Source organism: Microbacterium sp. PF5, assembly GCF_004794315.1.
Lineage (GTDB): Bacteria > Actinomycetota > Actinomycetes > Actinomycetales > Microbacteriaceae > Microbacterium > Microbacterium sufflavum.
In genome coordinates, this window is the sequence record NZ_SSDQ01000036.1 from 1 (window position 1) to 14,709 (window position 14,709).

A 14,709-nucleotide genomic window follows, 5' to 3' on the forward strand; every position below is an offset into this window, starting at 1 on the left:
GCCCGCACCCTCCTCCGCGGCCACGGCTGCGGGCGCGGGTGCGGCGTCGTCCGCGCGGGACTCCCACCCCGTCGGCGCCTCCGCGAGCAGCGCGGCCACGACGGCGTCGAGCGTCTCGGCCTCGCGGTACCGCACGCGCACGGCCCCGCCGACGCGGTCGAGCACGTCGCGGATCAGGTGCAGCGGGCGCGGGGCGTCGCTGAGGTAGCTGGTCTGCGGCGCGAGCAGCTCGAGCGCCTGGGCGAGGTCGAGGCGCTCGACCTCGGGTGAGTCCGGTCCGTCCGCGCGGCGGTCCAGCACCACGACGGCGGCGACGCGCGGTGCCCCGGACAGCGGCACCCCGGGGTGCAGCGACGAGGGCGCGACCTGCACCTTGTGCGGTGCGGCGGCCTCGATCACGGACAGCGGCTTCCGGTAGGCGACGACGGTGCCGTCCGCGGCGACCCCGACGGTCTCGTCGCTCACGTACGCGTACCGACGGGCCAGCCGACGGGCGGCCGTGGTCTTGCCGGTGCCCGACGGCGCGCTGAGCACCGCGACCCGGCCGTCGGCGTCGGCGAGACCCGCGGCGTGCATCATCCACAGGGCGTCGCCGCGGCGCAGGGCCAGCGCTGCGAGGGTCACGTCACTCGACAGGAGCGCGAGGGCCGCGTCGTCGTCGCCGCCCTCCCGAACGCGGACGACGGAGTACAGCGGGCCGTCGGCATCGGTCAGCGCGTCGCTCCAGGCGGCGCGCACCCGATCCGCGAACACCGGACCCCTGGTCGACGCGTCGATGTCGATGACGGCGCCGATCGCGGCGACCCGGATGCGGTCGGACATGGCGCCAGCCTATCCGTGCACCGCGGCAGCTCCCCGGGGCGGCGGCCGAGCCCGCGGCGCTTTCGCCCACCCCGAGTCGAACGCACAATCCGCGCAGAAAGAACGCGCACAGCGCGCTTTTCCCCGGTGCGCCGCCCGCGCCCGTCCGCCCGCCCCTACCGTCTCTTCCACGGAGGGCTCCTGGGGGATGCAGACGGTTCGTGTCGCCGCTCCGCGACCGCACGTCACGCTTCTGCACCCACGGGAGAGAGCCCCATGATCGACGACGACCGTCCCCCGCCCCGACCGTCGCGACGAGCCGTCCTGCACGCCGCCGCCTGGAGCGTCCCGGTGATCGCGCTGGCCGCCGCCGCACCGCTCGCGGCCGCCAGCGCTACCACTTTCAGCCTGGCCTGGACGGGCGCCACCACTTCACTCGTGGCCCTTCCCCTGCTCGACGGCGGCGGCGTCCTCACCAGCCAGAACGTGGTCACGGTGCCCACCCGCTTCACGATCGTGAACGGGCCGAGCCCGATCACCGCCGCCCCGGCGACGATCACGATCGCGATCGGGCGTCCCACCGACCTCACGCTCTCGCTCGGCCGCGCGCGGGGCATCGGCGTCTGGTCCGTCGACGGTGTCAGGACGACGGCGGGCGAACGCACCGCGGTCTACGAGACCGCGCCGATCGTCGGGCTGTCCGGGTTCCCCGCCACCACGTGGACCGGCACGCGCACCGTCACGGTCGCCCCGGACGGCGCCGTCGACCTGTCGGTCGTCGTCGGGCTCGCCGGAGCGTCGACCGGTGTCACGGTGAGCGCGCTCGCGACCTTCCCCGTGACGCTCACGGTCACCATCGGCGGGACCGCCGCGACGGCGACCACCACCATCCCCGTGCCCGTCGGCGCGGGAATTCTCTGATCACCTCTGTACTTCCGCGTGCTCCACTGAATACTTGTTCAAATCGGGCAGTGTCGTCCACCGGCGGTGCGCCCCGAACCCTCGAGCGATCGGGGCGGAGCGAACCTCCGCCCGGATCCCCCCGCGGAACGGAACCTCTGAGGAGGACCTCGTGAACACCAAGGCCGCCCACTCGATCGACGACCGCGAGCTCTCCCTGCACGGGATCCGTCGAGTCGGGGACCACCCCGGTCTCCGCTCGCGCGTGCGCAGCTCCGGAGGGGTGCTGCTGCTCGGAATGGGCGGCGCCACGTCCGAGCTCACCGTCGACACGGTCAGCGCCTACCCCGACCACTCGGTGTTCGCGTTCCTGGAGGCGCAGGCCCTGTGGTCGCGCGTCGACGGCGAGCCCTGGGTGGAGACCGAGAGCGGCCTCGTCATCGCACCGCACGGCATCACCCGGCGGCTCCGTGCGGCCGGGGTCTGGCGCTGCGTCGCGGCACTGGTCCCCCGCTCGGCCATCGCGTCCTTCGTGCCCTCCCTCCCGCCCGACGCGAGCGTGTACCCCGAACGGCGACTGCTGGATGCGTCGCTGCAACGGTTCATCGCCGGCCTGCTCGACACCGATGCGCACGCGTCGGCCATCGAGCAGTACGCGATCGAGCAGCTGGTGATGGAGATGAGCGGCGCCCTCGTGCTCGACCGCGTGGGCGGGGTCACCGGGCAGGGCACGCCCCACGAGGTCCTGCGCGAGCGGGCGATCGCGGTGATCGCCCAGCAGTGCGGCGACCCGTCGCTCAACCCGGCCAGGGTGGCGCGCGAGGTGCAGTCGTCGCTGCGCCAGCTGCAGCTGGTGTTCTCCGAGGTGAGCAACAGCGTGGCGGGCGAGATCCGGCGACAGCGGGCCCGCCTGGCGCACTCCCTGCTGATGGACAGCCGCTACGACGTGCTGAGCATCGACCAGATCGCGCAGCGCGCCGGCTTCCAGTCGCCGATGAGCCTGCGCCGCGCCCTCGACGAGTCCTACTCCGCAACCCCGCGCGCGCTCCGCTCGGCCCGCCGCGCCTAGCCCGCGCGCCCCTCCCAGAGCACACTCCGCGCAGGTTCAGCGCACCCCGCGCGTCTTTCGCGGGAAGCCCCGGAACGCCCTTCCCCGCCGCCCTAGCTTGAGGTCCACGGAGGGGCTCCTGGGGGATGCAGACAACGTGTCGCCTCTTCACGACACCGCGGGAAACCGCATCTGCATCTACGAGGGAGGACACTCACGTGACCGAGGAAATCCAGAAGAACAAGGGCATCTCGCGCCGCACGGTCGTCAAGGGCGCGGCCTGGTCGGTCCCCGTCATCGCGGCCGCGGTGGCGACGCCGCTGGCCGCCGCATCGCTCACCGACAGCGACCTGGTCCCCGCGCTCAGCGGGCCGGTCACGCTCAGCCTGGGCGTGGGACCCCTGGCCGTCGCGAGCATCGCCACGGTCAACACGCTCACGATCACCAACAACGGCCCGGCCGCCTCCCCCGCCGGCGCCACGACCACCATCCAGTACACGCCGTCGCTGCTGACCCTGAACATCGGCCCGGTCGCCGGTGTGACCGTCGCCGGCACCGACGGCAACTACACCCTCACGCTCCCGTCGATCCCGGCGGGCGGCAACGTGGTGATCAACCTGGGCACGACGCTCGACTCGCTGCTGAACCTGAGCATCGTGACCGGGCTGCTCGGCGGACCGCAGCAGACGATGACGGCCACCGTCGCGGGCGACGACGTGACCGGCAACAACACGACCACCTCGAACGTGGGCATCACGCTCCTCTGACGAGCCGGCCACGAGGGGTGCGGTGCCGACACCGCACCCCTCGTGCGTGCCGCGGGTCAGCGCGTGCGTCGCAGCGGCTTGCGGCGCCCGGTCACCCAGCCCATCGCCCACTCCACCGGGCCGGTGCCGACGAAGCGCCACCACAGCCAGCCGACCAGGATCATGCCGGGGACGATCACCAGCCATCCGAGCCAGGCGTTCTCCGCCGGCCGTCCGTACGCTCCGTTCCACAGCGCGATGAGACCCACATGCAGCAGGTAGAGCGACAGCGCCACCTGCCCGCACGCCACCAGCGGCGTGAACAGCGCGTTCCAGAACCGGGCGCCGCGGCGGGATGTGGCCGCGAGCACCACCAGCACGTACGTGGCCGACACCAGGCCGATGTCGCGCAGGGTGTCGAACAGGAGCCCGGAGTCCGTTCCGCCGAACTCCGTGAAGGCCGCGACGCCCCACGACAGGTAGGCCACGACCGCGACGCCCGCGAGCGCCCACAGCAGCCCGTCCCGGCGCAGCCCGTGCCGGATCAGCAGGGCACCCGCCAGGAAGAACGGCAGCAGGTTCAGCAGCCGGTACGACGGACTCAGCGCGACCCACTCCAGCAGCTCGTGCAGCGGGCTGGGCGCCGTGTACGCCCACAGCCACCCCCGGGTCAGACGCACCAGCGGGTCGCTGAGCAGCAGCAGCGTCGCGGCGATCGCGATGAGCCACGGCGTGCGGGCGAGCAGCAGCGGGGCGCCGACGATCAGGAGCACGCCCAGATGCCCGAGGATGATCGCCACCCACGACCCCCACGTCGACATCCACACCCCGAGCGCGATCAGGAACAGTCCCCGCACCACCTGCTGCAGCAGCGTGAGCGGCACCCGCGGGCCCCTGGTCCACAGCAGCTGCGCGGACATGCCCATCACGAGAGCGAACAGCGGAGAGGCCAGCTCGTTCAGCATCGAGCTCACGAACGTGACCGGCAGGGGCTTCACGGGCAGGAACACCGCGGCGTGCGCGACGAGCATCGCCACGATCGCGATCCCGCGCAGCACGTCGGGGATGCGCAGCCGATCGGTCGCGCGCACGCCGCTCGACACTCCGGTGGACACGACGTCGGCCTCGGTTCCCCCTCGCATTCCCTGACACTATTGGGTGCACCACCGACCGCGCGACCGGAGAGACCATGACGACGACCGAGCCGTCCCGCCCGCGACGCCGGCGGCGCGGGAGCGTGTGGGTGCACGTCGCGCTCGCCCTGGTGCTCGCGCTGCTGATCGTCGCGTTCGTGGGGCAGCCGTCGTCGAACTCGATGGCGCCGACGCTCGAGCCCGGCGACCGGCTCATCGTGAACCGCCTCGCGTACGTCGCCGCGGACCCGCAGCAGGGCGACATCGTGGTGTTCCGTCCCGGCGACGGGTGGGAGCGCCCCGCGCCGACCGGCAACCCGCTGCGCGACGCCCTCGACGCGGCGGGCGAGGCGACCGGCATCCGGCCGTACGTGCTGGTGAAGCGGGTGATCGCGGGGCCGGGGCAGACCGTCGAGTGCTGCGACGCCGAGGGCGCGGTCCTGGTCGACGGCGAACCGCTCGACGAACCCTACGTCACGCGCGACCTGCCCTTCGTGGCGGGAGAGCTCGACTGCGACACGACTCCGGCCTCGACGCGCTGCTTCCCCGCGGTCACCGTGCCGGAGGACTCGTACCTGGTGCTGGGCGACAACCGCGCGAACTCGGCGGACTCGGTCTACCCGTGCCGCGGTAGGCCCGACGCCGGCGACTGCGCCCGGTGGATGACGCGGGACGAGGTCGTGGGCAGGGCGGGGCCGATCCTGTGGCCGTTCGACCGGTGGGGCGGCCCGTGACCCCCGGCCGCGGGATCAGCCGCAGCCGGGCGTCTCGAGCGTGACCGGGGTCTGTCGCACCATGGGCGTGGTCCACACGTCGTAGGGCCCGTAGTCGGCCCCGGTGGTTCCCTCCGCCCCCGTCATGTCGACCGTGATGACCGCGGCGGTCTGCGGCGGTGTGACCACGTTGATGCGCACGGCCGTGCGCCCGAGGTGGGTGCCCTCCGACACCAGCGTGTAGCTCTCGGCGCCCTCCACGCCCCAGCCGCTGATCGTGGCACCGACGGGCGCGTAGACGACCACGTCGGTGGCGATGTAGCCGGGCTGGAAGTGCGGGCCGGTGATGAAGTAGGGCAGGGCGTCGGCCTGCTCCGGCGTGATGTTGTTGGCGAACGTGATGGTCTGCCGGAACGACGGCGCGCCGGTCGCGGTGCACTGGTCGCTCGACGACACCACGCTCGCGTCGGCGTAGTAGTCGGTCTTCGCGCCGGTGGTGTCATTGAAGTACACGCCGGCGACCGTCTGGTCCGCGTTGGAGGCGGGGAGCGTGCCTGCGACCTTGCTCCCGGTGAGCATCGCCTCGATGTCGGGGTTCGACGACCACAGCTTCATGCGGCCCTCGTCGGACGCCTGGCTCAGCGCGTCGAGGAACCCGAGCGGGCTCTGGATGCCGGTGGTGAGCGCGGAGAAGATCTGCGCAGCAGCCGCCGCGAAGAACTCGTCCTGGGCCGAGGCGTCGAGCACCTTGCCCGGCACGTACTCGCCGTAGGAGAAGTACACCTCGTTCAGCAGCATCGCCACCGCGTTGTCGCTCGTCAGGGTCTCGCCGGTCGCGAGCGGGATCGGGCCGGTGGCCTTGAGCATGTAGCTCAGCGCCACCGGGTCGGTCGAGATCACGTCGTCGAACGGCGGGAGCCCCTCGTCGGCCCACCACGCGCGCATGATCTCGACCGTGGTCGGGAAGTCCGGCGTCGCGGTCATGTTCGGGATCCAGCGGCCGATGATGTCGGAGTAGAGGTTCTGGGTCTCGGGGTCGAGCGGGGCGATGCTCTCCGGCCGCGCGTTGTCGAACTGCACGCTCGTGGCCTGGGTGGTGAGCTCGATGCGGCCGTCGGTCGCGGTGACGAGGGCCAGCGCCGCGGGGTTGCCGCCGGAGGCCCGCAGCTCGGAGTTGCCCTGGAACATGAGCAGGTACGTGCGCGGGGTGCCCTCACCGAGCGCCGCGGGGAGCACCCGCAGGATCGGGGCGAGCGTGCCCAGCGTGTCGTCCACGCGCGAGACCGCGTCGTCGAGCGTGCCCAGCGCTCCGGTGACCTGCGGCAGCAGCACGGAGCGGTCCGTCTCGTCGATGCGCTGGTTCACCGACGAGAACACCGCCGCGCCGCTCGACACGACCTTCTCGAGGCTGTGCACCGCGGCCAGGTCGACGGCGCCGTCGACCGGGCGGAACGCGGCGAGGTCGAGCGTCGGCACGGCCTCGACGGCGAAGTCGGCGAGGTCGTCCACCCCCTCCGCGGCGGTGCGGATCGCGGCGAGGTTCGGGCCGAGGAACGGGATCCATTCCGCGGCCGTCCAGACGCCGTCCTCGGTCTCGGCGACCGCGGCGGCCGCGGACTTCTGCAGCGCGGCGGCGTCGGTGGTCGCACCCTCCGTGTCTCCGGCGACGATCTTGGCCGGCAGACCGCTCGCGACCGGGATCGCCCGGGTGAGGGCGTCCCGCACGGTCAGCGCCTTGGACACCGCGATCCCCCCGACCACGGCGGCGACCGCGAGCACGAGGGCGAGGACGCCGAGGGCGATCCAGACGATGCGACGCCAGGGGGCGCGACGCGGGACATCGCGACGCGCGTCGGCACGCAGCTGGGCACGGGTGGGAGCGGAGGAGGACATCGCGTCCTATTCAAGCGCAGTTCCCCGGGAGAACGCCGGTGGCCGCCCGCGGGCGTGCGGCTCAGCGGCGGCGCAGGTACCCGCGCAGCGACCGGAAGCCCCTGGCCCATCGCCGGCGCTGGAAGGCCAGGGCCTCGCGCCGGCTCGGCCGACGGTGCGGGTCGTTGCGGGGGATGTCGTCGCGGGGCACCCACAGCGCGTGCAGCAGAACCCTGACCTTGTCGCGCAGCGGGGCGTCGGCGATCTCCCTGATCCACAGCGATGCGGCCTTCGCCGGCGCCGGCTGCTGGTTCCGGAGCCACAGCGCCTTCTCGTCCGCGGTGGCGTCGTCGGCGGTGAGCGGCAGCCCCGCCTCCGCGATCAGCTCGCGCAGCACCCACTGCGCGCGACCGCCGCGCACGATGTCGCAGAACTCGCGCACCTCCGCGGCCGTGAAGCGCGTCGCGACGGCCGTGCGCACCGACTCCGCGTCACGGCGGTTCTTGGACACGTGCGGGTCGCGGGCGGCGTGCAGCGCCACGACGGCGGCCATGCCGGCGCGGGACGGGGTGAGCACGGCGGCGCCGCCCGCGCGGTGCACCTCCCTGCCCTGCCACAGCAGCTCGAACACGACCTCGGGCGCGGCGAGGAAGCCGGGGAAGAAGCGGTGCAGGTCGATGTCGCACGGCCAGTCGTCGTGGATCAGCGTCACGGAGTGCAGGTCGATGAACGTGGGCGGCATGCGGCCGGCGCGGGTGTGCCAGCCGCGCTGCTCCAGACGCTCGCGCAGCGCGGGCAGCGCCGCGGGGTCGACGAGCACATCGGCGTCGGCGGAGGGGCGGCGGTCGCGCAGCCCGTACTCGGCCGCGAACGGCCCCTTGAGCGACAGCGCCCGCACCCCGGCCTCGGCGGCCGTGTAGGCGACCAGGGCGTGCGCCAGGCGACCGGCGGCGTCGATCGGCAGCGCGCTCGACGCCGCCGCGGCGGGCGGTGCGTGCTGCTCCCCCGTCATCGCGCTCCCCTCCGCTCGCGGCACCCCGCGGCCGTCTCTGCGGCGCGCCTCACGGTCGCACGACCAGTCGTGCCCGCTCGAGCGATGCCAGCAGCGCATCCACGTCGTCCGCGACCACCGCGGGCTCCACCCCGTACTGTGCCGCGAGCTCGTCCAGCAGTCGCGTCCGCTGGACCGCACGCCGCTGCACCAGCACGTGCCACACCGACTGGGCGGAGTCGCGCAGGGCGAGGGGTGCGGCGGCCGGTGTCGACAGGTCGAGCGCCACGGTCGAGGCGCCGTGGTCGGCCCAGGTCGCGTGGTCCGCGATCCGCCAGCCGGGGTCGGACGACAGCAGTCCGCGGTCGAGGAGCCGGGCCACAGCCGCCGGAACCTCGGCGCTCGCGACGGCGTCCGCGTCGCCGGTCCAGACGGCGGACTCCGCGGCGTCGAGCACCACGACCGTGCCGCCGTCGGGCACCACGACCGTGCCGCCGTCGTGCGCGGTGAGGGCGACCACGCGCCCGCCCTCGGTCACGAGCGCATCGGTCACGCCCGCGCGGTGGAGCCGGGCCTCTCCGGACGCGGCGGTCAGCGGCTCGGTCACCGGGAGGGCTCGATGTCCGAGGCCGCGGGGACCGTGCGCCAGTGCGGCGAGGGCGGCGTGCGCGTCGTCGTCGTCCGGTGAACGCAGCTCGGCGACCCCCGCGTGCGCGACCAGCCGGGCGAGCGAGCGCAGCGGGTCGCGGGCACCGGGGAACGGCGGGGCCGCGGCGGCGAGGGCCGGGAGCACCCGTTCGAGCGCGACCGGCGTCGCATCCTCCGGCGGCACCGCGTCGTCGGCCAGGGTGGAAGGCAGCAGCACGCCCGCGAGGCGCAGCCGGGCCGGGGCCTCCGTCCGCTCATCGACCGCGGAGGGCGCGACGGGCCCGTCGGCCGTCGGGACGGGTGCCGCACACGGGCGGAGGGTGCCGAGCGGATCGACCGCGACGAGCGTGCGGCCCCGGCTCACGAAACCGCCGTGGTGCGCTCCGGGCGGGAACGCCGCCGCGGCACCGCCGAGGACCAGCACGGCGCGGTCGCCGCCGTCGGTGTCATCGACCAGCAGCGTCGCCTCGGGGGCCCAGACGTCGCGGTCGGCGAGCACCCGCCGTGCCGCGGTGAACACGGCGGCGCGCAGATCGGCGGCATCGGCCCCGGTGAGCTCGGCGAGGAACAGCGTGCGATCGACCGCCGCGCCCTCCGGGGCGACCGCGTCGGCCCAGCCGCGCAGGAGCGACGCCGCGCGGTCCTCGTCGCCGCGATCGACCTCGACCGCGATGAACGCACCGGCGACGTCGAACACGCGACGCCGCGGCGACGCCGAACCTTCTCCCGCACTGTCCATCGGGTTCATTCAACCGCAGGAGCCGCGCCCCGGCGACGCGCGCGACGCCGTGTCCCCGACCGTCCGGGACCGTCCGCGACCGGCCGGAATGCCGCATGACAGACTATGTTCGTCTCGGCGTGCTCGCGTCGCCCCGTCCGAATGGAGTCTCCATGCTCGACCGTTCCCGCCCCGTCGTCGTCATCGGACAGGGGTACGTCGGGCTTCCGCTCGCGATGCGCGCCGTGGAGGTCGGCTACACGGTGGTGGGGCTCGACCTCGACCGGGTGCGCATCGACGCGCTCGGCGACGGCCGGTCGTTCGTGGAGGACATCTCCGACGCGACCGTGCGTGCCGCGCTCGACTCCGGCCGCTACCGCGCCAGCGCCGACTACGACACCGCGCGCGACTTCGGGGTCGCGGTCATCACCGTGCCGACGCCGCTCAAGGAGACGCTGCCCGACCTGTCGTTCATCGAGTCGGCCGCGGCGTCGCTCGCCCCGTTCGTCACCCCCGGCGCGACCGTGGTGCTGGAGTCCACCACGTACCCCGGCACCACGGAAGAGCTCATGGTGCCGCTGCTGGAGAAGGGCTCCGGCCTCACCGCCGGCACCGACTTCTTCGTGGGCTACAGCCCGGAGCGCATCGATCCGGGCAACCCGCGATGGAACTTCGTGAACACGCCCAAGGTCGTCTCGGGCATCGACGCCGATTCTCTCGCGCACGTCGACGCGTTCTACTCCTCGCTCGTCGAGCGCACGGTCCCGGTGTCCACGCCGAAGGAGGCCGAGCTCACCAAGCTGCTGGAGAACACGTTCCGCCACGTGAACATCGCCCTCGTCAACGAGCTCGCGGTGTTCGCCGACGAGCTCGACGTGAACGTGTGGGAGTCGATCGACGCCGCCGCGACCAAGCCGTTCGGCTTCATGAAGTTCACCCCGGGCCCGGGCGTCGGCGGGCACTGCCTGCCGGTCGACCCCAGCTACCTGTCCTGGCAGGTGCGGCGCACGCTCGGCAAGAGCTTCCGGTTCGTCGAGCTCGCGAACGACGTGAACGAGAACATGCCGGCGTATGTGGTGCAGCGCGTGATCGAGCTGCTCAACGCCGACCGCAAGGCGCTGAACGGCTCGACGGTGCTGCTCGCCGGGGTGGCGTACAAGAAGAACTCGGGCGACAGCCGCGAGTCCCCCGCGCTGCGGATCATCCAGCTGCTGGCCGACTTCGGCGCGACCGTCCTGGCCGCCGACCCGCACGTGGTGGAGGCGCAGTGGCCGCGGACGGCCGAGCGCCGCGAGCTCACCGCGGAGACCGTGGCCGAGGCCGACCTGGTGATCCTCGTGACCGACCACGACCGCTTCGACTTCGAGCTGCTCGAGCGCCAGGCGGAGGCGGGCGACGTGACGGTGTTCGACACCCGCAACCGTCTCGGCAACCCGAGCGTGCACCGCCTCTGACCGTCGCGGCGCCGGCCGGAGGTCAGGGCAGCTCGGCGGCGAGCGCCGACGTCCACACGTGCGGCGGTCGCGGTCGTGCGCGCCACCGCTCGTAGGTCTCCCCGGCCGCCCGGCGGGAGGCCAGCCGCTCCTGCGGGGTCGCCGCCGCCTGCGCCTGCAGAGCCTGCGTCCACGGCGCCACCGCCCGCTCGACCACCACGCCACCGCCCTCCGAGAGCACGTCGGTCCACGGCGTGTGCGGGGTGACGGCGACCGCGCACGACGCCGACAGGGCCTCCGCGATCACGTGGCCGAAGTTCTCGCCGGCCGTCGGCATGACCAGCAGCTCGTGCGACGCGAGCGTGGGAACGACGTCGTCGGGCGACACCGGGCCGTGGAACGTCACCGTGACGTGGTCGGGGAGGCCGCGCACGATCTCCTCGCAGCGACGGAAGTAGGCGGCGTCCTCCCGAGAGCCGTACACGCCGAGGTGCACGGGGGCCGTCACCGATGCCAGGGCCTCCAGGGCGAGGTGCAGCCCCTTGTGCTCCACGATGCGACCGAGGAACACCGCGCGCAGCGGACCCTCGACCGGCCGCGGTGCAGTGGCGGTCGCGGGCAGCAGGGTGTCGTTCTCCCGCTCGACGATCACGACCCGGTCGCCCCAGAGGCGGCGGATGTCGGCGGTCTCGTGCGGCGCCGTGGAGTGCCACACCACACGCCGCGGCAGGCCCAGCAGCCGGAACAGCCCGAGGTAGGCGCGCTTCTTGAGGCCGCGCCGGGAGAGCGCGCCGTCGCCGAACTCGCCGCGCGGGGCCAGCAGCACCCGCGCACGCCCCCAGAACCCGAGCCGCCACAGCACGAGCGGCGCGATCGACAGGCGGGGGTTCATGACGCTGTTGAGGTGGATCAGCTCCGGCCGGCGACGGCGCACGGCGCGGAGACCGCGCACGAAGCCGCCCACCGAGCCGAGCGCGGCGTAGTACACCTCGGCGCCGTCACGGCGGGTCCACCGGTCGGCGGGCACCGGCAGCGGGACGGTCTCGCCGAGGTCGCGGTCGGCGGTGAGCACGAGCGGGGCGAACGAGTCGGGGGCGCTGTCGACCAGGGCGGCGATCGACCGCACGGGTCCCCCGCCGCGGAAGGCCGGGGGGTAGTACGGGGCGAGCACGGCGACCCGCCGGGCCGCGGTCACGACGGCTCCTCGCCGGACGCGGCCGCCTTCGCCTCGCGCCGGGCCGCGCGGCGCTTGACCGCCGTCTTCTCCAGCAGCAGGAACAGCATCACCGGCAGGAAGGACACGAAGAACTGCAGCACGCCGATCGTGCGGTCGGGGAAGGTCGAGAACCACCCGAGCGGACCGCTGAAGACCAGCCCCATCAGCACGATGCGCAGCACGCTGAGGTCGCGTCCGCCGCGGAGGATCACGGCACCGATCAGCGCCCAGAACGCGTACCAGAGCAGCAGGTACACCGGGCCGCCCAGCACGTAGGTGGTCGTGACGGGGAGGAACGTGTAGGTGGAGGTGGCGCTTCCGCCCAGGTACATGTTGATCTTGATGCCGGTCGAGATCGGCGGCCGCTCGGGGTCGAGCACGCGCGGCACCAGGCCGTAGCGCAGCATCTCGATGGGTCCCGGCTGGCCGAGGTCGAGCGGCACCTCGGTCACCTCGGTGGCACGGGCGATCTGCTCGTCGAACCGCAGGCGGTCGAACGCGCCGACCTGGGTGCTCACGGCGACACCGGTCGACTGGCGCAGCTCGTTGCGGATGTCGAACGCGAGGGGCCACGCGACGAGCACCACCAGCAGCGCGATCACGGCGTACCGGATGCGGATCACGCCGAACAGCAGCAGCATCATCATCAGGCTCGTGGCGAACGCCATGAGCGAGGCGGTCAGCGCCGTCAGGTACGCCTCGATCCCCTGCCCGAGCACGACGACGCCGATCCAGATCCAGAAGGTCCGCACCGACAGCTGCCCCGCGAGCCGGGCCGCGATCAGCAGCGCGACGCCCACCGTGGGCCACCCGCCGACGAGCGCCGAGGCCATCGCGAGCGGCGCGGACACGGCCACGAGCCCGATCTGCGACTGGATGGACCCGACGCCCGCCGCGGCGGACAGCACACCGACCGCCACCCCGACCGCGGTCACCACGAAGGCCACCCGGCGGAGGGCCGGGCCGTACTCGTTGAGGCGCGCGAGGGTGGCGTCGGGCCGGAGCTCGCCCCGCTCCCGCTGCCGGTCGATCCGCGACGACCGGGCGATCGCGATCAGCAGCTCGACGAACAGCGTGGCGGCGAGCGCGATCGCGAACACGCCGACGATGAATCCGAGGTGCTCGTTGTCGTTCCACACCGCCTGCGGCAGGATCAGCACGACGTACGGCAGGGCCAGGGCGACCGAGATCGGGAACGACCGGAACAGCCGCTGGAACCGCGGCGGACGACCGGCGGGGGCGGTCGCGACGTCGTCCTCGGACGAGGGTGCGTGCGCCTCCCGTGCACCGGAGAGTGTGTCCATCGAGAAGCCAGCTCGCCCTTCGTGCGGTTCGGATCCGGGGTGAGGGATCCGGCGAGGCCGACGACCGTCCGGCCGCGGGGCGGGCAGAACGGGCGAATCCCCCGACGCCCTAGGATAGTCACGATCCGGAACCGCCGGCAGACAAATCGCAGCTAGCACGCACAAAGGGCAGAGATGAAGAAGGCGCTCGTTACAGGTACGACCGGACAGGACGGCAGCTACCTCGTCGAACTCCTGCTCAGCAAGGGATACGAGGTCCACGGCACCAAGCGCCGCTCGTCCTCCTTCAACACCTCCCGGCTGGAGGAGGTGGCCAGGGCCGAGGGCCACCGGCCGTCCGACCTGATCCTGCACTACGCCGACCTGTCCGACTCCGGCTCGCTGACGAACCTCATCCGCGACGTGCAGCCCGACGAGATCTACAACCTCGGCGCCCAGAGCCACGTGGCGGTGTCGTTCGAGATCCCCGAGTACACGGCCGACGTGACCGGCGTCTCCACCATCCGCCTCCTCGAGGCCATCCGCGCGAGCGGCGTCGACTCGCGCTTCTACCAGGCGTCGTCGTCGGAGATGTTCGGCTCGACCCCGCCGCCCCAGAACGAGGAGACCCCGTTCCACCCGCGCAGCCCGTACGGCGTGGCGAAGGTGTTCAGCTACTGGGCCACCGTGAACTACCGCGAGGCCTACGGACTGCACGCCTCGAACGGCATCCTGTTCAACCACGAGAGCCCCCGCCGCGGCGAGACCTTCGTCACGCGCAAGATCACCAGGGCGGTCGCGCGCATCGTCGAGGGTGTGCAGGACCGCCTGGTGCTCGGCAACCTCGACGCGGTCCGCGACTGGGGCTACGCGCCCGAGTACGTCGAGGCCATGTGGCTCATGCTGCAGCAGGACACGCCGGACGACTACGTGGTCGCCACGGGTGAGGCCCACACGGTGCGCGAGTTCGTGCAGGCGGCGTTCGAGCACGTGAACCTGAACTGGGAGGACTACGTCAGCACCGACCCGCGGTACGAGCGCCCCTCCGAGGTCGACGCGCTGATCGGCGACTACTCCAAGGCGGAGCGGCAGCTGGGCTGGAAGCCGACCACGACGTTCGCCGGTCTCGTGCAGCGCATGGTCGACGGCGATCTCGAGCAGGTGCGCGACGAGAAGGCCGGCAAGCACGTGCGGGTGGACATCTGAG

12 protein-coding genes and 1 pseudogene are annotated in these 14,709 nt (G+C 73.0%); 6 read left to right on the top strand and 7 right to left on the bottom strand.

Going from position 1 to position 14,709, the window contains the following annotated elements; translation table 11 throughout:
- Positions 1 to 822, bottom strand: a pseudogene (locus DW297_RS01460) (hypothetical protein); the annotation flags it as partial.
- A 255-nt stretch (positions 823 to 1,077) separates the two neighbouring features.
- Between DW297_RS01460 and DW297_RS01465 the strand changes: the two are divergent.
- From DW297_RS01465 to DW297_RS01475, 3 genes are all read left to right on the top strand, one after another.
- Positions 1,078 to 1,722 (top strand): hypothetical protein, encoded by a 645-nt coding sequence (locus tag DW297_RS01465; protein WP_136028736.1) that lies wholly within the window; start codon positions 1,078 to 1,080, stop codon positions 1,720 to 1,722.
- A 151-nt stretch (positions 1,723 to 1,873) separates the two neighbouring features.
- Positions 1,874 to 2,770 (top strand): helix-turn-helix domain-containing protein, encoded by an 897-nt coding sequence (locus DW297_RS01470; protein ID WP_136028737.1) that lies wholly within the window; start codon positions 1,874 to 1,876, stop codon positions 2,768 to 2,770.
- Positions 2,771 to 2,967: 197 nt separating this feature from the next.
- Positions 2,968 to 3,516, top strand: coding sequence for a hypothetical protein (locus DW297_RS01475; RefSeq protein ID WP_136028738.1), 549 nt, complete (start codon positions 2,968 to 2,970; stop codon positions 3,514 to 3,516).
- A 56-nt stretch (positions 3,517 to 3,572) separates the two neighbouring features.
- On the opposite strand, the gene DW297_RS01480 is transcribed toward DW297_RS01475, so the two are convergent.
- Positions 3,573 to 4,637, bottom strand: a complete 1,065-nt coding sequence (locus DW297_RS01480) for an acyltransferase family protein (protein WP_136028739.1) — start codon at positions 4,635 to 4,637, stop codon at positions 3,573 to 3,575.
- Positions 4,638 to 4,684: 47 nt separating this feature from the next.
- Here DW297_RS01480 and lepB point away from each other — a divergent pair, with 47 nt between their 5' ends.
- Positions 4,685 to 5,362 carry a signal peptidase I gene (gene lepB, locus DW297_RS01485; RefSeq protein WP_136028740.1) on the top strand — a complete coding sequence of 226 codons (678 nt, stop codon included), beginning with the start codon at positions 4,685 to 4,687 and terminating at the stop codon, positions 5,360 to 5,362.
- A gap of 15 nt (positions 5,363 to 5,377) precedes the next feature.
- Here the strand turns inward: lepB and DW297_RS01490 are convergent, their stop codons facing one another.
- The 3 genes from DW297_RS01490 to DW297_RS01500 form a co-directional block, all read right to left on the bottom strand.
- Positions 5,378 to 7,234 carry a DUF4012 domain-containing protein gene (locus DW297_RS01490; RefSeq protein WP_136028741.1) on the bottom strand — a complete coding sequence of 619 codons (1,857 nt, stop codon included), beginning with the start codon at positions 7,232 to 7,234 and terminating at the stop codon, positions 5,378 to 5,380.
- A 61-nt stretch (positions 7,235 to 7,295) separates the two neighbouring features.
- Positions 7,296 to 8,225, bottom strand: a complete 930-nt coding sequence (locus DW297_RS01495; RefSeq protein ID WP_168442767.1) for a nucleotidyltransferase family protein — start codon at positions 8,223 to 8,225, stop codon at positions 7,296 to 7,298.
- 49 nt (positions 8,226 to 8,274) lie between these two features.
- Positions 8,275 to 9,591 carry a PqqD family protein gene (locus DW297_RS01500; RefSeq protein WP_136028743.1) on the bottom strand — a complete coding sequence of 439 codons (1,317 nt, stop codon included), beginning with the start codon at positions 9,589 to 9,591 and terminating at the stop codon, positions 8,275 to 8,277.
- A 152-nt stretch (positions 9,592 to 9,743) separates the two neighbouring features.
- On the opposite strand from DW297_RS01500, the gene DW297_RS01505 reads away from it, so the two are divergent.
- Entirely contained in the window at positions 9,744 to 11,024 is a 1,281-nt protein-coding gene (locus DW297_RS01505) for a nucleotide sugar dehydrogenase (protein ID WP_136028744.1), read from the top strand.
- A gap of 22 nt (positions 11,025 to 11,046) precedes the next feature.
- Here DW297_RS01505 and DW297_RS01510 read toward each other — a convergent pair whose 3' ends face one another.
- Entirely contained in the window at positions 11,047 to 12,198 is a 1,152-nt protein-coding gene (locus DW297_RS01510) for a glycosyltransferase family 4 protein (protein WP_136028745.1), read from the bottom strand.
- Positions 12,195 to 13,523 carry a hypothetical protein gene (locus tag DW297_RS01515; protein WP_136028746.1) on the bottom strand — a complete coding sequence of 443 codons (1,329 nt, stop codon included), beginning with the start codon at positions 13,521 to 13,523 and terminating at the stop codon, positions 12,195 to 12,197. The genes DW297_RS01510 and DW297_RS01515 overlap by 4 nt, the downstream gene beginning before the upstream one ends.
- Positions 13,524 to 13,697: 174 nt before the next feature.
- Here DW297_RS01515 and gmd point away from each other — a divergent pair, with 174 nt between their 5' ends.
- Entirely contained in the window at positions 13,698 to 14,708 is a 1,011-nt protein-coding gene (gene gmd / locus DW297_RS01520; RefSeq protein ID WP_136028747.1) for a GDP-mannose 4,6-dehydratase, read from the top strand.
- The last annotated feature ends 1 nt before the right edge of the window (position 14,709 follow it).